We start from the raw sequence: 17,788 nt of genomic DNA, 5'->3' as shown, positions 1-17,788 counted from the left end.
CCCTGTGACCATTCTCCGATTTTTTGTTTCTACTTATTAGATACGCAAAAAAGTGAGGAATTATTTTATTTTATTGTGAAGTTCAGATTTTAGACACATTACCATTTTTCAAGCCTTGGGCAAATTCAGAAATTTTTCGCAACCGGTGATTGACGCCCGACTTTGAAATGGCGCCACTTGGTAGGATCTCACCTAGCTCTTTCAAACTAATATCAGGATTATCCATCCGTACCCTAGCAATCTCCTGTAGTTTTTCAGGCAGTGAGTCCAAGCCCACTTCTGCTTCAATTAGGGCAATCTCTTCCATTTGACGGCTGGCGGCATTGACGACTTTATTGATATTGGCGTTTTCGCAGTTGACCAGTCGATTGACTGAGTTTCTCATATCGCGCACAATTCTAACGTCTTCAAATTTCATCATGGCGTTTGAAGCACCAATTAATGCTAGGAAGTCAGCTATTTTTTCAGCTTCTTTCAGATACGTAATGTAGCCGTTACGGCGGTCTATCTGTCTGGCATTTAATTGGAAGGCATTCATCATCTGGCAGATGTCTTCGTTGTGCTCCTCATAATTGGAATAGATTTCTAGGTGGTAGGAGCTAGTTTCTGGGTTATTGACTGAACCACCTGCCAAGAAGGCCCCACGTAAGTAGGAACGCATCTTTTGTTCGCTGGTCATAATTTCTTGAGTGACGTGGCTATTTAGGGATAGGCCATCCATGATTTCTAGGTCTTCTAGTACTTGCTTGGTGCCTTGTTTGAGGCGAACGATGTAGACGTTATTTTTTTTCAGCTTCATTTTCCGGCGAACTAGCAGTTCACTTTCCACTTCGTAATGCTGTTTCAAGAGGACGTAGATTCGTCTGGCGATGGCGGCATTTTCGGTTTGGACGTTGAGGATGAATTGGTGATTATAAAGGGTGACCGACCCATTCATGCGGATGAGTGCAGACAATTCTGCCTTGGCATGCTCCAGATGGACTTCTAGGCGGGTCAGTTCGTTTTTGGTTTCGGATGCAAAGGACATCATGCACCTCCATTCTATAAAAGCGCATCTCTATCCAGCTAGTAAGCGATAGAGACGCGTTTGGTTATTGTATTGGAAAAGTCATATCTCTAGGAACTATAGTACACTTTTGCAACTTGGTCAAGTGACTTGTTTTGCCAAATGGTTTCTAGCCTAGCGGTTTAAGGCTTTCTTCAAGTATTGACCCGTGTATGAGCCCTTAACCTCAGCCACTTCTTCAGGCGTTCCGGTTGCGATAACTTGGCCACCCTTGTTGCCACCTTCTGGTCCCATATCGATAATGTAGTCAGCCGTTTTGATGACATCCAAATTGTGCTCGATGACTAAAACGGTATTGCCTGCTTCAACCAATCGATTCAAGACATGTAGCAAGCGAGAAATGTCATCCGTATGCAAACCGGTTGTTGGTTCATCTAAAATATAAAAGGTATTACCAGTTGATACCCGTTGTAGCTCGCTGGCTAACTTCATTCGTTGAGCTTCCCCACCAGATAAGGTTGTAGCAGATTGTCCTAGTCTGACATAGCCTAGCCCTACGTCCACAATGGTTTGTAGCTTGCGACGGATTTTTGGTACAGCTTCAAAATATTCTAAAGCCTCTTCGATAGTCATTTCTAAGACTTCAGCGATATTTTTGCCTTTGTAGCGTACTTCTAGGGTTTCAGAATTGTATCGGGTGCCGTGACAGATTTCGCAAGGCACGTAGACATCTGGTAGGAAATGCATCTCAATTTTTAGGATGCCGTCTCCTTTACAGGCTTCACATCGTCCGCCCTTAACGTTAAAGCTGAAACGACCTTTTTTGTAGCCACGAATTTTAGCTTCGTTGGTGGTCGCAAATAAATCACGGATGTCGTCAAAAACACTGGTATAGGTTGCTGGATTGGAACGTGGTGTACGACCGATTGGACTTTGGTCAATATCAATAATCTTGTCTAAACTTTCATAGCCAGAAATGGTTTTGAAGGCACCTGGTTTGACCTTGCTGCGAGTAATCTCACGGGCCAGGGCTTTCTTCAAGACTCCATTAATTAGCGAGCTCTTTCCTGAACCAGACACACCCGTCACGACTACAAAACGTCCTAGCGGCACATCAATCGTAACATCTTTTAGGTTATTTTCTGCTGCACCAGTTAGTTGGATGCTGCCTTTATCTTCTTGTCTTCTGATTTTAGGAACCGGAATTTTTTTCTTGCCTGACAAGTATTGACCGGTGAGAGAATGTTTATTAGCTTTTACCTCTTCCGGAGTTCCAGCAGCCACGACTTGTCCCCCAAGTTCGCCTGCCCCTGGGCCAATATCAATTAAATAGTCGGCTTCCATCATGGTGTCTTCATCATGCTCCACGACAATCAGGGTATTACCTAAGTCACGCATTTTCTTAAGCGAAGCAATCAATCGGTCGTTGTCCCTTTGGTGTAAGCCAATGGAAGGCTCGTCCAAGATATAGAGAACGCCTGACAAGTTAGAACCAATCTGTGTTGCCAAACGAATCCGTTGCGCCTCTCCACCTGATAAGGTTCCAGCGGTCCGACTCAAGGTTAAGTACTGCAAACCAACATTTCGCAAGAAATCTAGTCGTGACTTCACTTCTCGTAGGATTGGGCTAGCAATTTGGTTATCAGTTTCTGATAAGGTTAGGTTAGTGAAAAAGTTCAAGGCATCCTCAACCGGTTGGTCTAGGACCTCAGAGATATGCTTGTGGTCGATTTTCACAGCTAGAGCTTGTTCATTCAAACGGTAGCCATGACAGGTTTGACAGGTCAATTCCGTCATATATTGACGCATTTGTTCTCTGGTAAAGTCGCTGTTAGTCTCATGATACCGACGATTGACATTGACTAAAACTCCTTCAAATGGCACCTCCACATCTCTAACCCCACCAAAGTCATTTTCATAATGAAAGGCAAAGGTCTTGCCCTTAGACCCGTTTAGTACGAGGTCTTGTTGCGCTTCGGTCAACTGGTTAAATGGTACGTCCATAGGAATCTTGAACTGGTTACAAAACTGCTCCAACATCTGAGGATAATAGTTAGACGAAATAGGATTCCACGGAACGAGGGCACCTTCTGCAAGGGTGAGAGTCTTGTCGGGAATGACTAGGTCGCTATCCACTTCTAGTTTAACCCCCAGACCATCACATTCAGCACAGGCCCCAAATGGTGCGTTGAAAGAGAATAAACGGGGTTCTACTTGTCCGATGGTGAAACCACAATGAGGGCAGGCATAGTGTTCACTAAATAGAATCTCTTCTTGTCCAATGACATCAACTAAAGCATACCCTTCTGCCAAACGTAGGGCTGCTTCTAGAGAATCAAAGAGACGTGAGCGACTTTTTTCGTTGACAACAATTCGGTCAACTACGATATCTATGTTGTGTTTTTTATTTTTTTCTAGCTCAATGTCCTCAGAAATATCACGAGTTTCTCCGTCCACTCTTAGACGGACATATCCTTCTTTTTTGATTTGCTCGAAGACTTTTTTATGTTCACCTTTTTTGCCTTTAACAATTGGTGCTAAAATTTGGATTTTGCTTTGTTCAGGCAACTGCATCACTCGGTTAACCATTTGCTCGATGGTTTGGCTTTCAATCAGGGTACCATCGTTAGGGCAGTAAGGTTTTCCAACGCGGGCGTAGAGTAACCGTAAGTAATCGTTGATTTCCGTTACTGTTCCGACCGTTGAACGTGGGTTACGCGAGGTTGTTTTTTGGTCGATGGCTATGGCCGGGCTTAATCCGTCAATGCTGTCTACGTCTGGTTTATCCATTTGGCCAAGGAATTGTCTGGCGTAGGCAGATAGGCTTTCTACGTAGCGGCGTTGTCCTTCTGCATAGAGGGTATCGAAGGCTAGGGAGCTTTTTCCAGAGCCTGATAAGCCTGTGATGACAACGAATTGGTCTCTTGGGATAGTGACATCTATGTTTTTTAAATTATGGGACCTTGCCCCGTGAACAATTATTTTATCTTTTGCCATTGAAACACTTCCTTTTCTTCTACAGTGACTGTTTTTCCTTCCTTAGTATAGCACAACTGTATAGATTTTTTCGAACAAATGTTCTAAATGTGAGAAGTTTTTTACTTAGATAAAAGAGTCTACAGCGCCTGAGTCTGAAATCAGAGCGGTGGCACCGCCGCGAGCCTTGGTCTCACGGCTTAGCTGTCTACGTAGCTGTAATCGACTAAAGTCGAAACAGCTACTGTGCGTCAGCTATGCTCCTACACCGCTATTTCAGACTCAGGCGCTGTAGACTCTTTTATGACTTTGGAATATTTGGTGCTTTTTGACTGGTTGTTTCTATTCTTAATGGTATAAGTTGTTTAATTGGTATTATTGTTACAGCCACGTAGGCAGCTAAGACTGTGATGCCAAGGCTCACAGCGGTGCTACCGTTTTTTCTAGCTCTTTCTCTACTCTCTCTTTTATCGGTTAGACATCCCTAGTCAAAAAACGCCTAAAATCACTAGCCCTTTTTAGGGTATGATTTTAAGCGGCGTTTAATGTTTAGCGTTAGCATTATAGGTCTTTTTCGTCATCCTCTTCGTCTGACTCTTCATCTAGATCTGGGTCAATATCTTCATCATCTACAATAATGAGATTTTCTTCAGCTGAAACTTCATCTTCAATGTCTTCGTCTGCACCGATTTCTGACAAATCAGAGCGGTAAGCGTCTAGCTCAACTTCTTCCTCTTCGTCATCGTTTAACTTGATGACTACTTCTACATCATCATCGTCATCATCCACTTCAGTATCATCGTCGTCATCGTCATCCAGACTAACATCATCGTCTTCTGGGTCGTCATCGTTGTAGTCAATCAAATCTTCTTCGTCTCCGAAAGCATTGACTTTCTTACGTTTCTTACGACGTTTCTTCAAGTCGTCATCATCAATAGAAGAGATGATTTCTTCATCAATGGAATCAATTGGGTACCATGAACGTAGGCCCCAACGGTTATCTCCTAGAGAGATAAAGCTACCATCAATGTTTAAGTCCGTATAGAAATTGGTCATTTTTGCTTCGAGTTCATCATCAGTTAATTCTAAATACTCCTGAATGTCCACTAATAATTGGTTAAACTCTAGGACATCATTGGTTTGTTCTAAGATGGCATGAGCCACTTCAATCATGGATAGTTCTTTTTTATTTATACCTTCAAATTCTTTTAATTCCAAAGGTAGTACACTTCCTTTCGTCAACGTGTTCGCTCGAAGGTTGAGTAGGCGAACCTGCCCCAACAGTCTTCCCCTTAGTTTACACTACCTAAAGCATGAAATGCAACTTTACTTGATAATCTCCTAAGATTTCTTTTTCCTGATGTAGCTGATAGGACCATTCTAAGCCGATAAGCTGGTCATTGGCCTTGCGTCTGGCCTGTAAATGACTAGTAGTGCAGTCCAACTCCATAAAACCTGCAGCTGTTTGGTAGCTGATTTGGGTTTGACTCCCCTTTTGAAAGCTCATGCGATTGATGTGAGGGCTTTTTCTAACCAAGACTAGATTATTTCTCAGGTCACTTTTGATAAGGACTTGAGCTTGTGTTTCTGATTCAGTGTAGCGAATAAAAAATAGTTGGTTTTTCTGGTGGATGGTCACAGGTGCTTTGCTTGTGGTTACCTGTCTTTGTCCATCTTGCACAATAATGGTTACCACCTCAATTTGACCGGTGATTCCGTTTGATTGGGTCATGTTTGGCTCCTTTAAGTTTAAACTAAATTCTCTTCATACCTAGCAATCCAGTCTTGCGGCGTCATCTTTTCCACTAGTTCGCCTATCAAGTCGTAAGGAATCTTTTTAGGATTGGTAAATCGTATGCAGGACTTGCCCATGTTGAGTTTGGTGCTGACACGCTCAGCATACTGGTCTTGGAACCATTTCAAAAGATCGGGGTCGCTGTAGATACCCATGTGGTAGAGACTGATATGGTGCTTTTGGACGCCCAGAGCTAGAAAAGGCAAGGCAAGACTAGGGTCAACATGGTACCCATTCGGATAAAGGTCAAAGGGCACAACATAACTGGGCATCTTATACTGCATAACATTGGCAAAGCCTTCTGGTATGTGCTGGGCAATTACCTGACTAAGCTTAACATAAGCCTCCTGCCACTTAGGGTCAATCCCCTCAATATAGGTTTGAATATCTGACATAGGCCACCTCCTAATAGCTTTCTATTCTCAAATGGTACCTTAGTTATGTAGCAAATTCAAGAAGAGTGCTTAATGGAGTGGTTTAAGTTGTTGGGTGAACAACAAATAAAAAGTGATTCCGACAAGAGTCATTTGTGGAAATCACTTTTTGATGGGGCGTTTTTAGCTAAACTTCATTTGTCTTGCTAAATCTTCTTAACGAACTCTGACTTTAGTTTCATAGCTCCGAAACCATCAATTTTGCAATCGATATTGTGGTCGCCTTCAACTAGGCGAATATTTTTGACACGTGTTCCTTGCTTAATATCTTTTGGAGCCCCCTTAACTTTTAGGTCCTTAATCACGGTAACCGTATCGCCGTCTTGTAGTTGGTTGCCATTTGCATCGATAGCTTGGATACCTTCTACAGTTTCGCTTTCTTGACCTGGTGTCCATTCATAGGCGCATTCTGGGCAGATGAGCAAGGCGCCGTCCTCATATGTATACTCAGAACCACATTGTGGGCATTTTGGTAATTGTTCCATTGTTTCCTCCTTGGGTTGGTTATTCTTAATTCCTATTCAGTATACCATGAAGTTTCTTTTGAGACAAAATGCGTTTTGGTAAAAAGTTTTTAACTGGTTAGGTTACTTTCTAAGTGGTAAAACTCCTACAGAGAAGCGGTCAGAAATAATGACGGTGCAAAGCATAGCTGACGCACAGTGATTGTTTCGGCTTCAGCCGATTTACAATCACGTAAATAGCTAAGCTGTGAGACTAAGGCTCACAGCGGTGCCACCGTCATTATTTCTGACCGCTTCTCTGTAGGAGCTTTGTTGAATTAAGAAGTGATTTTACTTATAAGATTTTTTACTAATTTCTAATGATTAGGATTTTTTATTTAGAGAAACCAAACAACTAATAAAGCTTTATTATATTAAGACTTCTTACCCATATTTTAAATATAACTATCAAAAATAAGATGAGATAAAAGTCTTAAAATTACTAATGTATAGGTAATTTATCTACTTTCCTATTTTAACAAAATTGACTTCAGATAGGTGTGTCAGAATAACGGTGCCCAGCATAGCTGACGCACAGTGGATGTTCGGCTTTAGCCGATTACAGCCACGTAGACGGCTAAGCTGGAAGACCTTGGCTTACAGCGGTGCCACCGTTTTGATTTCTGACACACCTATCTGAAGTCGATTTTGTGATTTAGAAAAAAGTTTGTTTCTTAAAGCTTTGTTGTCTAGCCTTTTATACATTTAAAGAGGACTAACTTCTTATCACATAAGAAATTAGTCCTCTTCTGATTTTCTAAATGACTATTAGTCTGCCACCATTTTACTCAACAGTTACTGATTTTGCTAAGTTTCTTGGTTTATCTACGTCTAAGCCTTTGCCTAGGGATGTGTAGTAGGCAATTAGTTGCGTAATGACTACCATTAACAATGGTGCTAGCTCCATTTGCACGTTTTGAAGAATGATGTCATCCTCTTCTCTAGAGCTGCTTTCCATTGAGATGGTGATGGTTTTGGCTCCTCTAGCACGAACTTCTTGAATATTTCCACGTGTATGGCTAGCCACAACGGGTTCTGAAAGAAGCGCCAATACTGGAGTTCCTTCTTCTATCAAGGCGATGGTGCCGTGCTTCAACTCTCCTGCCGCAAAGCTTTCTGTTTGAACGTAGGAGATTTCTTTTAATTTTAGGGCTGCTTCCATGGCTACATAGTAGTCCAAATGGCGACCGATATAGAAGGCATTTCTAGTTTCTAAAAGATTGGCGTCGACCAATTCTTTGATGCTTTCCTTATCAGACAAGACACCCTCAATGGCTGCCGCAACAAGCCCTAGCTCTTGTTTCATATCAAATGTAGCTGGTTTTCCTTTTTCTTGACGCAAGACATCTGCTAATACTGCCATAACAGCGATTTGTGCTGTATAAGCCTTACTTGAAGCTACAGCGATTTCTGGGCCTGCGTATAAGAGCATGGTAAAGCTTGCTTCACGAGACAAGGTTGACCCTTTAACATTGGTAATCGTCAATGATGGATAACCCTTTTCGTTGACCTTAACCAAAGCCTGACGACTATCAGCCGTTTCACCACTTTGTGTCAAGAAGATGAAAAATGGTTTTTCCGTTAACAATGGTTGGTGGTAAGCAAACTCACTCGACAAATGAACTTCTGTCGGAATCCCTGCCAAACCTTCAAAAAGATCTTTGCCAATCCAACCAGCATGATAACTAGTCCCACAAGCAATAACATAAATGCGGTCTGCTTCCTTGATACTTTCCAATAAGTCAGCATCCACAGTTAAATTTCCTGATTGGTCTTCATAAGTTTGAATAATACGACGTAACACAGCTGGTTGCTCGTCAATTTCTTTAAGCATATAATGTTCGTAAGTTCCTTTTCCAAGGTCACTCTTGTCCAATTCAGCGACAAATGGTTGACGATCAATAACGGTGCCATCAATCGTTTCGATTGTAACGTCATCCTTGGTAATAGTAATCAATTCTTGGTCCTTGATTTCATAATAGGTGTCGGTTTGTTCGATGGTTGCCATAGCGTCAGACGCAATCACGTTAAAGCCATCGCCTTTACCGATTAATAAAGGACTCTTGTTTTTAGCTGCATACATCAAGTCTGGTTGTGTCGCATCCAATAATCCAAAGGCAAATGACCCTTTAATAAGAGTCAAGGCTTTACGGAAAGCTTCTTTCCCAGATAGGTTTTCTTTTTCAGCAAAATATTCAATTAAATCTACCGCTACTTCGGTATCTGTTTCAGAGTTGAAAGTCACATCTGATAAATATTCTTCTTTCAGTTCTGCGAAGTTTTCAATCACTCCATTATGCACTAGGGTAAATCTTCCGGATGGTGATTGGTGTGGGTGAGCATTTTCTCTTGTTGCTGGTCCATGAGTCGCCCAACGTGTGTGTCCAATTCCTGCATGAGCTGGTACACTGTGGTCTACTGCTTGTTTTAAGGCTTCAATCCGACCCACTTCTTTAAACAAATGTCTAGTACCATCTTCGTCCAGAATAAAAACTCCTGCTGAGTCATAACCTCTGTATTCCAACTTTTCTAATCCATTAATAATCACATCTTGAATGTTTCTATCTCCAATACATCCTACAATTCCACACATAAATAACGATTCTCCTTTGAGTATATTAAGTTTATGTGTTTCTGGTGCTTGAACTCTTTTTGGGTCTTCCTCACGAAAAACATTTGTAGAGAATCTGTAGACTGCACTAGCCTTGAGCCACCCGCCGAATTTTCGATAAGCTCACTCCTCGTCACCTGCATACATCTAGTCTTGCAGGTCTGGCGCTATCCCGCTATTTATTTTATGAAAAACATTTCCCTCCTAATTCGCAAAACACGAATGTTATTTTCAGAAACAAAACAATCATAACCGTTTCAAGAAAAGATGTCAAGAAACTATTAGATACATACTGAGCAAGCGATTTTTTTCATGTATGAAAATGGAGATGGATAGGTATAAAATTACCCCCCTCTTAATTAAGTAGTTGGTAAGATGAGAAACGAAGCTGACTAGATTAGAAAGTTTGCTAAAGTTATCGGTTTTCAAGGCACAAAGAGCCTCTACTCCTGATGCAGAAATAACGGTGTTGAGCATAGCTGCACAGAGTGACTGTTGGGGCTGGGCAAAAAGTCCAAATGGTAACCAAATAAAATAGTTTGCCTGAAATCTATCCGTACAGAACGGTGTAAAGCATAGCTGCGCACAGTGGATGTTTCGGCTTTAGCCGATTACAGCCACGTAGACAGCTAAGCCAGTGAGACCAAGGCTCACGGCGGTGCCACCGTTCCCATTTCGGATAGATTTCAGGGGAACTATTTTATGATTTAGAAGGCTTTTGTTTTATTACGGACTTTTTACCCAGCCCCTTACAGTTATAGACAGCACCGCATCAGGAGCTAGAGGCTCGAATTCAGTACAAAAAAACTACTGTAGGAGAGAAGTTACCCCTACAGTAGTTAACACCTTATTCTAATTTTCCAAGCCAATCTCTGCACGGACAACTGTAGAAATACGATCTACATAGTCTTTACACAATTCATCTGTTGGTGCTTCAACCATAACACGTACAAGAGGTTCAGTTCCACTTGGGCGAACCAAGACACGTCCATTGCCAGCCATTTCTGCTTCAACTTCATCAATAATCGTCTTAATGGCTGGTACTGCCATAGCACCATGCTTGTCGCTGACACGGATGTTGACCAACTCTTGCGGGTAAGTCGGCACTTGTGCTGCCAATTCGCTCAAAGTCTTGCCAGTTGCTTTCATGACATTCATCAACTGAATACCTGATAAGAGCCCGTCACCAGTCGTATTCAAGTCCAAGAATACCAAATGGCCTGATTGCTCACCACCAAAGTTATAGCCATTCTTACGCATCTCTTCCACCACATAACGGTCACCCACAGCGGTTTGAAGTGCAACCATACCAGCCTCTTCAATTGCTCTGTGGAATCCAAGATTACTCATAACAGTTGAAACGATGGTATCTTTGTTTAACTTGCCTAGCTCTTTTAAGTAACTACCACAGATGTACATAATTTTATCTCCATCTACAATAGCCCCATTTTCGTCTGCAGCAATACAACGGTCGCCATCACCATCAAAGCTTAGTCCGAGGTCTGCTCCTGTTTCCAGAACAAACTTAGCTAGGGCTTCTGGGTGTGTTGATCCTACGCCATCGTTGATATTAACGCCATCTGGTTTAACGCCCATTGGATAAAATTCAGTTTCCAAATCAGCAAACAAGCGGCTTAAAACTGGTGCAGTGGCACCATTTGCTCCGTCTAAAGCTACTTTCATTCCTGCCAATGAACTTGGGATAGTTTGTTGGAGGAACTTGACATATTTTAAGCTACCTTCTAGGTATTCATCTACCGTTCCTAATTCGCCTGTTGAAGGACGTGGAAGGTCATCTGTTTCAGCATCTAATAGTGCTTCAATCTCTAATTCCGTCTCGTCTGACAGTTTAAAACCGTCTGAGCCGAAGAATTTAATTCCGTTGTCCAAAGCCGGATTGTGACTAGCTGAAATCATGACCCCAGCTGCTGCACCTTGTGTTTTGGTCAAATAAGCTACTCCAGGCGTTGGAATAACACCTAATTGCATAACTTCAATCCCTACTGACAAAAGCCCTGCGATTAACGCGTGTTCTAATAGTTGTCCTGAAATACGGGTATCGCGACCTACAAGAACTCGTGGGTGCTTCCCTTCTGACTGTTTCAACAAAACATATCCACCAAAACGTCCTAATTTAAAGGCTAGCTCTGGACTTAACTCAGAGTTTGCTACTCCTCTTACACCATCTGTACCGAAATATTTTCCCATTCTTATTCTCCTTCATATCTTGAAATAATTAATTTTCTTTAATTAGAATTTCCATTACCTAATAGATTAACAACAACTGGTTCTGAGCTGGATCCACTGGCTGCCGCCTCTTCAGATGAAGAAGAGGACGACGCTTCTGGCGTTGGTTGGCTAGAAGACGAGGCAGAAGAAGATTCTGCTGTTGAACTAGATGAGCTATTTTGACTAGATTGCACAGCACTGCTAGAAGATTCAACAGAACTATCAGCCGAGGAAGTCACCACTGAAATAGTTACCGTAATCACATTTGGCGTGACAGACTCTACACCCGCAGGTGGCTCAATTTTTGTCGAAATGGTGGTGCTCGACGTAATTTTAGACACATCCACATTTACTGGCACATAGGTCAGCTCATCTAAAATAGCTTGAGGACCCACTACTGAAGTAGTTGTGGTTGTTGTCGACATGCTGTAGCTATACTGACTACCAGCTGAACCAGACTGCACTAAGGTAATCGGCAGTGTTTTGGTAACCGAACTGATTGGTACTTTAACTTGAACTGTTTCTGGCGTGGTTTTCACCGCTAAGGCATTCCCAGATTTATCCAGAACTTGAACCTTTCCCGTTGTTGTATAATCTGACCTTGTCTCAGCTGGAATTACTGTGCTCACCAAAACCTTGTCAATTTGTTGGACCAAGGAAGATGAACCTGAGATGGAAACCGTTGTTGGTGTGGCTACAGCTGTCCCTGCCGTGTGACTGGGTGATAACTGTTCGGAATTAACCTGCACCTCTACTGGCAACTCTACTGTTTCTTTGTTTTCGATGAAAATTTCTACTGTTTGAGGAGAGACAACATATTTCAAGTCATCACTCAAACCAGTTACTGACAAAGAAATAGTATGTTGGCCTGGCCCTAGTTCATTAAGGTCAGGAGTCACAACTTTGAATGAGTTATTGGTTGTCGCCAACAAAATGGCACTTGCAGAACCATCTAAACGTACCAAAACCGAGTCTGGCAAGCCACTAACGGTGTATTTATCCGTATTCAGAATAACATTTATAGGCACGTTGGAAATGGTTTGTGAGTTGGATACGCTGATATTTGAACTGGTATTGCTTGGTCGAATGCTGTCTTGTACATAAGCAAAGAGCATGATCGAAAATAATAGCGAACCTGCAAGTAGAAAAACTCTGGTGTTCATCAAACGATTCATCATTGGCTACGACCTCCTTTGAAGAAATCGATAATTCCTTGAATTGGCGTTTGTTCTTTTTCCTTATCTTCCATATCATAGAGATTGTCTCTTAAGGTTTGGACAAATGCTTCCGGTGATAATTCACGGAGTAGTCGCTCTTTAATAGTAATACTCACCTTACCCGTTTCCTCAGAGATAATAATGGTGATCGCATCACTAACCTCACTCAAACCAATTGCAGCGCGGTGACGAGTTCCTAGCTCTTTAGGAATAACCATACTTTCTGATAAGGGAAGATAACATCCTGCCGCAGCGATTTTGTAGTCTCGAATAATAACTGCCCCGTCATGAAGCGGTGTGTTTGGGATAAAGATATTAATCATTAATTGATTAGAAATATCTGCTTGCATGGGAATTCCCGTTTGGATATATTCTTGCAAGTTGGTGTTCTGCTCAATCGAAATTAAGGCACCAATTCTTCGCTTAGCCATGTACTGAACAGCTATATTGAGCTCATCTATCATCCGTTCAGAGCGGTTCTCCGTTCGATAGCGACGTCCAAATAAGGTTGTACGACCAATGTGCTCCAATCCTCTTCTGATTTCAGGCTGGAATACAATGATAGACGCAACAACTCCCCATTGGATGACTAAATTCATAATCCAGTCAAGGGTATGTAAATTCAGGTAGTAGCTGAGAAATTTGACGGCTGCAATCACTCCTAGCCCCTTCATCAGTTGAATCGCCCGGGTTCCTTTAATAATCACTAACAACTTATATAGAAGAAACCAAACAACTAGTATGTCAATGAGATTGGTCAATGTGGACCAGGACCAAAAGGAATCGAGATTGAAATTCATATCACCACCTGCTTTCTTGAGTAATAGTTGCACAAATTTGTCTTTGCTGGTCCATTATAGCATATTTCTTAAAAAGTTAAAAATGCTAGTGGGTAGGTGGCTCTTGGGGTAGGGGTTTTGGAGGGATTATGAGAAAAGATACTTGATTAAGCTGTCTAACGAGGAATAAACAGACTTTATTCCTCGTTAGATGCCTGTTTTCGAGCTCTTTTCTCATAATTCTTCCTTAATCGAGCTTTTTAGGCCTTAATTTTGTTAAAATCAGTTGAATTATGAGAAAAAACACTTGTTTAAGCTTCCCAACGAGGAATAAATAGCCTTTATTCCTCGTTAGATACCTGTTTTCGAGCTCTTTTCTCATAACTCTTCCTTACTCGAGCTTTTTAGGCCTTAGTTTTGTTAAAATCGATTGGATTATGAGAAAAAACACTTGTTTAAGCTTCCCAACGAGGAATAAATAGCCTTTATTCCTCGTTAGATGCCTGTTTTCGAGCTCTTTTCTCATAATTCTTCCTTAATCTAGCTTTTTAGTCCTTAATTTTGTTAAAATCAGTTGAATTATGAGAAAAAACACTTGTTTAAGCTTCCCAACGAGGAATAAATAGCCTTTATTCCTCGTTAGATGCCTGTTTTCGAGCTCTTTTCTCATAATTCTTCCTTAATTGAGCTTTTTAGGCCTTAGTTTTATTAAAATCGATTGGATTATGAGAAAAAACACTTGTTTAAGCTTCCCAACGAGGAATAAACATCCTTTATTCCTCGTTAGATGCCTGTTTTCGAGCTTTTTTCTCATAATTCTTCCTTAATTGAGCTTTTTAGGCCTTAGTTTTATTAAAATCGATTGGATTATGAGAAAAAACACTTGTTTAAGCTTCCCAACGAGGAATAAACAGCCTTTATTCCTCGTTAGATGCCTGTTTTCGAGCTCTTTTCTCATAATTCTTCCTTTTAGAGTCTACCTACTTAAATCTAAAGCTCCATAATCCGTTTTTCGGCATCATCTAGGTAGGCTTCCAATTCTTCTGTTGATTTATAAGGGACACGACCGTAGAAAACGTGGTCAATGAGTTGAGCGCCGTTGCCGTTGAAAAGCCAATTGGAAATGAGGGTTCGCATGGCGGCATTAATTGGTGTATCGCTGCCATCCTCATTTTGCGGCTGACCGGTCGGAGTGAAGTAGATAACTCGTTTGTTGGTAAACTTGTCGCGGATGGTCGGGTCCTCAAAACTATAGGCAAAGCCGTGTTGAAAGACGCGATCAATGTAACCTTTAAAGATGGCGGGCATGCCGTTCCACCAACTTGGAAATACATATACTAGAAGATCGTTGTCTAAAATGTGTTGTTGCTCCACTTGAACATCGGCTGGAAATTCTTTATGCTTGCGAGTAAATTTCCCATCTTCCACAAAAACCACGTCATCTTCTCTTAAAACCGGGTCAAAATTCAAGTCATAGAGGTCACGAACCGTCACTTCATAGCCTTTCTTCTCAAGTGATTGATGGATTCGTTTGACTAGCGAGTGCGTAAAACTGACTTTTCTAGGGTGGGCAAATACGATTAAAGCTTTCATCTGAGCATCTCCTTTAAATGGTATCTATTACTAGTCTATTATAGGTCAGCCCCAACCTATTTTCACTAGTTTTTAAACAAAAAATTTGTTTGCTCACTTTAACAAAAGAGGTTTCAGACAGGATTATCAGAAATAGCGGTGTATAAGCATAGCTGACGCACAGTAGCTGTAAGGGACTGGGCAAAAAGTCCAAATGCTAACCAAATAAAATAGTTCCCCAGAAATCTATCCGTACAGAACGGTGTAAAGCATAGCTGACGCACAGTGGATGTTTCGGCTTCAGCCGATTACAGCCACGTAGACAGCTAAGCCAGTGAGACCTTGGCTCACCTTGTTTATAAGAAAGCCACCGTTCCCATTTCGGATAGATTTCTGGGGAACTATTTTATGATTTAGAACGATTTTTATTATATTACAGCCTTTTTGTCCAGTCTACTCCTTAAAAACAAAAAAACCATCCCTCATGGAATGGTTTTGGTATTAGATTACTGGGGTAGCTGGATTCGAACCAACGAGTGACGGAGTCAAAGTCCGTTGCCTTACCGCTTGGCTATACCCCAATGGTGGAGGGAGGCAGATTCGAACTGCCGAACCCGAAGGAGCGGATTTACAGTCCGCCGCGTTTAGCCACTTCGCTATCCCTCCATCAAATGGAAAATTTCGTACTTTGATAGTTTATCTCATTATTAAATGGATTTCAACTGTTTTTCCTATTTTTCTTGAGATTTTATGATATTTTTTCCAGTAGTTTTGGCAGCCAAAAATTCATGGCACTTCCCACCACATTTATTAATGGTGATGGTGGTTACGCCCTTCATGCTCTTCTTGTGCCGCCTTATTTCTCCTCACCGTAAAATGGTCAGGCACCGGGTCCTTGCCACCAAGGATAAAGGGATGGCAACGTAAGATGCGCCCCGTACCCATGATTATCCCCTTAATAGCTCCATGTTTTTCGATAGCTTGAATCATGTAGCTAGAGCAAGTTGGTGTATAGATACATGAAGGTGGGAATAGTGGTGAGATAAAGCGTTGATACCCTCTGACTAAGGCGATAGCTATTTTTTTCATGAGCTTGCTCCTTTCTGTAACTATAAATGATGATTCGACTTCACTAAAGTATTCTACCACGTTGACAGGTAATAGGCATTCCACACGTCTTGGGGTTCTTGAATTAAAATCATTTTTCCTTAATATAAGTGAAACTCTAGCGTTTTAGTAGCTAAACAATCATATTAATTTCTTACAAATTGCCCAAAAGCTCGCCTACAACAAGCAAAAACGAGACCGGTTACCCAGTCCCGCGTAAATTTAAGTTAAATTCCGAAGAATTTTAATACAATTTGGATTCCTTCAATGGCAATGACAGTGTAGAGATATAGAGTTACTGGTTTAGAGATTAAGCAGATTACGATGAAGCGTTTAAGGCTCATCTTGCTAAGTCCTGCTACCATACATAGGAAATCATCTGGGAAACCTGGAAGGATAAAAGCACCAACCAAGAAGCGTTCAAACCTCTTGCCGTCATCTAAATAGGCAATGTATTTTTGATAGGTTGCCTCACTAACAAAGGCTTGAACCAATGACTTACCAAAGCGTTTAGCTAACATAAAGTTCATGATAGAACCAATCATGATACCTACAAAGTTATATATAAAACCGTAGAGTGGACCGAAGATGAGATGCCCCGCCACACAGGTAAGACCACCAGGAATGATTGGGTACACCACTTGGACAATTTGGACTAGGATAAAAAGCAAAGGTCCATAGAAGCCTGCGTTTTTCACCAATTGCTGGAAAGGTCCATTTATGGCGAAGAAATCTGTTTGCTTAATTTGGAAGCCGATGTAGATGGTCAATAGTATGCCCACCACAGCTGTAACTTGGATAATTTTTCTATTGAGTGCGATAGCTTTACTTTGTTCCATCATCGTCCACCTCTCTTTTGCTAGTATCATTATGTCATTTCAACCATTCTACCACATCAGACTTAAGGCGGAAATCCTATCAGACCAACAACCGTTTTACCTTAAGATATCTTTAGACTCGCTAATCCATTTGTATCCAAGGTTTTTCAACGGTCAGGTATTTGGACAAGGTTTCTTGAGACCTCAATTGTTCTAGACGCTTTTGACGTCTTTCTTGGTAGCCGCTACAGATAAAGGTTTCTTCAGCCGTTTCGCCAACCACAGCGTCCAAGGTAAAGTCGTATTCTTCCTTGTTGGGCAAAGCCACAAAAGTCCAAAAGCTGGTTGCAGCTAGGTAGCGTTCACCCGTCATCACGTCTTCCCCAATAATCTTACAAAAAATCTCAACACTGGTTTTGCCCACTCCACTAGCATAGGTTTCAATACAAACCGAATGGCCCATAGGTAAAGGACGCAAGTAATTCATAGCATCAATAGAAGCTGTCACAGCATGTCTACGGCAATGTCTGGATACAGAAATAGAAGCACAATCGTCAATTAAGCGTGTCAGATTGCCCCCAAACAAGGTGTTGTGCATATTGGTATCGAAAGGAAAGATGCGGTGAGATTGGATAGCACGACTCTCCTTACACGTTTTTATATGGTTTTGCAGCTGCTCATCAGTCATTTTCAAACCTCTTCCTTGTATTTTTTCTCCTAATAAGTCTACCACACGCCTGA

14 protein-coding genes and 2 tRNA genes are annotated in these 17,788 nt (G+C 41.6%); all 16 read right to left on the bottom strand.

Translation table 11 applies throughout. The annotated features are described in order from the left end of the window. Positions 1-82 precede the first annotated feature (82 nt). Positions 83-1,027 carry a DNA-binding protein WhiA gene (gene whiA, locus NPA36_RS06545; protein ID WP_256945318.1) on the bottom strand — a complete coding sequence of 315 codons (945 nt, stop codon included), beginning with the start codon at positions 1,025-1,027 and terminating at the stop codon, positions 83-85. Between the two features lie 153 nt (positions 1,028-1,180). Then, positions 1,181-4,003 carry an excinuclease ABC subunit UvrA gene (gene uvrA, locus NPA36_RS06540; RefSeq protein WP_256945317.1) on the bottom strand — a complete coding sequence of 941 codons (2,823 nt, stop codon included), beginning with the start codon at positions 4,001-4,003 and terminating at the stop codon, positions 1,181-1,183. Positions 4,004-4,543: 540 nt separating this feature from the next. Next, positions 4,544-5,200, bottom strand: coding sequence for a DNA-directed RNA polymerase subunit delta (gene rpoE, locus NPA36_RS06535; protein ID WP_256945316.1), 657 nt, complete (start codon positions 5,198-5,200; stop codon positions 4,544-4,546). 88 nt (positions 5,201-5,288) lie between these two features. Further along, positions 5,289-5,714 carry a DUF1934 domain-containing protein gene (locus tag NPA36_RS06530; protein WP_256945315.1) on the bottom strand — a complete coding sequence of 142 codons (426 nt, stop codon included), beginning with the start codon at positions 5,712-5,714 and terminating at the stop codon, positions 5,289-5,291. A gap of 17 nt (positions 5,715-5,731) precedes the next feature. Next, on the bottom strand, positions 5,732-6,172 hold the full coding sequence (locus NPA36_RS06525) for a DUF1801 domain-containing protein (protein ID WP_256945314.1): 441 nt from the start codon (positions 6,170-6,172) through the stop codon (positions 5,732-5,734). A gap of 185 nt (positions 6,173-6,357) precedes the next feature. Continuing rightward, positions 6,358-6,696 carry a zinc ribbon domain-containing protein YjdM gene (locus tag NPA36_RS06520; protein ID WP_256945313.1) on the bottom strand — a complete coding sequence of 113 codons (339 nt, stop codon included), beginning with the start codon at positions 6,694-6,696 and terminating at the stop codon, positions 6,358-6,360. Positions 6,697-7,498: 802 nt separating this feature from the next. Beyond that, a complete protein-coding gene (glmS, locus tag NPA36_RS06515; protein ID WP_256945312.1) occupies positions 7,499-9,307 on the bottom strand; it encodes a glutamine--fructose-6-phosphate transaminase (isomerizing) in 1,809 nt (602 codons plus the stop codon). An 870-nt stretch (positions 9,308-10,177) separates the two neighbouring features. Then, entirely contained in the window at positions 10,178-11,533 is a 1,356-nt protein-coding gene (gene glmM / locus NPA36_RS06510) for a phosphoglucosamine mutase (RefSeq protein WP_256945311.1), read from the bottom strand. A gap of 38 nt (positions 11,534-11,571) precedes the next feature. Next, on the bottom strand, positions 11,572-12,732 hold the full coding sequence (locus NPA36_RS06505; protein WP_256945310.1) for a CdaR family protein: 1,161 nt from the start codon (positions 12,730-12,732) through the stop codon (positions 11,572-11,574). After that, on the bottom strand, positions 12,729-13,571 hold the full coding sequence (gene cdaA / locus NPA36_RS06500) for a diadenylate cyclase CdaA (protein ID WP_256945309.1): 843 nt from the start codon (positions 13,569-13,571) through the stop codon (positions 12,729-12,731). Before cdaA ends, NPA36_RS06505 begins: the two co-directional genes overlap by 4 nt. A gap of 969 nt (positions 13,572-14,540) precedes the next feature. After that, positions 14,541-15,143, bottom strand: a complete 603-nt coding sequence (locus NPA36_RS06495) for an NAD(P)H-dependent oxidoreductase (protein WP_256945308.1) — start codon at positions 15,141-15,143, stop codon at positions 14,541-14,543. 488 nt (positions 15,144-15,631) lie between these two features. Then, positions 15,632-15,703: transfer RNA gene (locus NPA36_RS06490), tRNA-Gln, on the bottom strand. Between the two features lies 1 nt (position 15,704). Beyond that, a tRNA-Tyr gene (locus NPA36_RS06485) sits at positions 15,705-15,788 on the bottom strand. A 144-nt stretch (positions 15,789-15,932) separates the two neighbouring features. Continuing rightward, entirely contained in the window at positions 15,933-16,211 is a 279-nt protein-coding gene (gene yidD, locus NPA36_RS06480) for a membrane protein insertion efficiency factor YidD (RefSeq protein ID WP_256945307.1), read from the bottom strand. Positions 16,212-16,456: 245 nt separating this feature from the next. Then, the gene (locus NPA36_RS06475) at positions 16,457-17,068 is read right to left on the bottom strand and encodes a TVP38/TMEM64 family protein (RefSeq protein WP_407932794.1); all 612 of its coding nucleotides are present in this window, start codon (positions 17,066-17,068) and stop codon (positions 16,457-16,459) included. A 121-nt stretch (positions 17,069-17,189) separates the two neighbouring features. Next, entirely contained in the window at positions 17,190-17,735 is a 546-nt protein-coding gene (locus tag NPA36_RS06470) for an acyl-CoA thioesterase (RefSeq protein WP_256945368.1), read from the bottom strand. Between the last annotated feature and the right edge of the window lie 53 nt (positions 17,736-17,788).

Origin of the sequence: Granulicatella seriolae (assembly GCF_024543085.1) — a bacterium.
In the GTDB taxonomy this organism is placed as follows: domain Bacteria; phylum Bacillota; class Bacilli; order Lactobacillales; family Aerococcaceae; genus Granulicatella; species Granulicatella seriolae.
Note: the sequence above shows the minus strand (reverse complement) of the source record. Positions and strands in the feature narration are given on the sequence as shown.

Coding starts and splice junctions, on each gene's coding strand:
- NPA36_RS06525 (WP_256945314.1), bottom strand. CDS start 6,172: ATGTCAGATATTCAAACCTATATTGAGGGGATTGACCCTAAGTGGCAG.
- NPA36_RS06520 (WP_256945313.1), bottom strand. CDS start 6,696: ATGGAACAATTACCAAAATGCCCACAATGTGGTTCTGAGTATACATAT.
- glmS (WP_256945312.1), bottom strand. CDS start 9,307: ATGTGTGGAATTGTAGGATGTATTGGAGATAGAAACATTCAAGATGTG.
- uvrA (WP_256945317.1), bottom strand. CDS start 4,003: ATGGCAAAAGATAAAATAATTGTTCACGGGGCAAGGTCCCATAATTTA.
- NPA36_RS06495 (WP_256945308.1), bottom strand. CDS start 15,143: ATGAAAGCTTTAATCGTATTTGCCCACCCTAGAAAAGTCAGTTTTACG.
- NPA36_RS06530 (WP_256945315.1), bottom strand. CDS start 5,714: ATGACCCAATCAAACGGAATCACCGGTCAAATTGAGGTGGTAACCATT.
- NPA36_RS06475 (WP_407932794.1), bottom strand. CDS start 17,068: ATGGAACAAAGTAAAGCTATCGCACTCAATAGAAAAATTATCCAAGTT.
- NPA36_RS06505 (WP_256945310.1), bottom strand. CDS start 12,732: ATGATGAATCGTTTGATGAACACCAGAGTTTTTCTACTTGCAGGTTCG.
- glmM (WP_256945311.1), bottom strand. CDS start 11,533: ATGGGAAAATATTTCGGTACAGATGGTGTAAGAGGAGTAGCAAACTCT.
- yidD (WP_256945307.1), bottom strand. CDS start 16,211: ATGAAAAAAATAGCTATCGCCTTAGTCAGAGGGTATCAACGCTTTATC.
- cdaA (WP_256945309.1), bottom strand. CDS start 13,571: ATGAATTTCAATCTCGATTCCTTTTGGTCCTGGTCCACATTGACCAAT.
- NPA36_RS06470 (WP_256945368.1), bottom strand. CDS start 17,735: ATGACTGATGAGCAGCTGCAAAACCATATAAAAACGTGTAAGGAGAGT.
- whiA (WP_256945318.1), bottom strand. CDS start 1,027: ATGTCCTTTGCATCCGAAACCAAAAACGAACTGACCCGCCTAGAAGTC.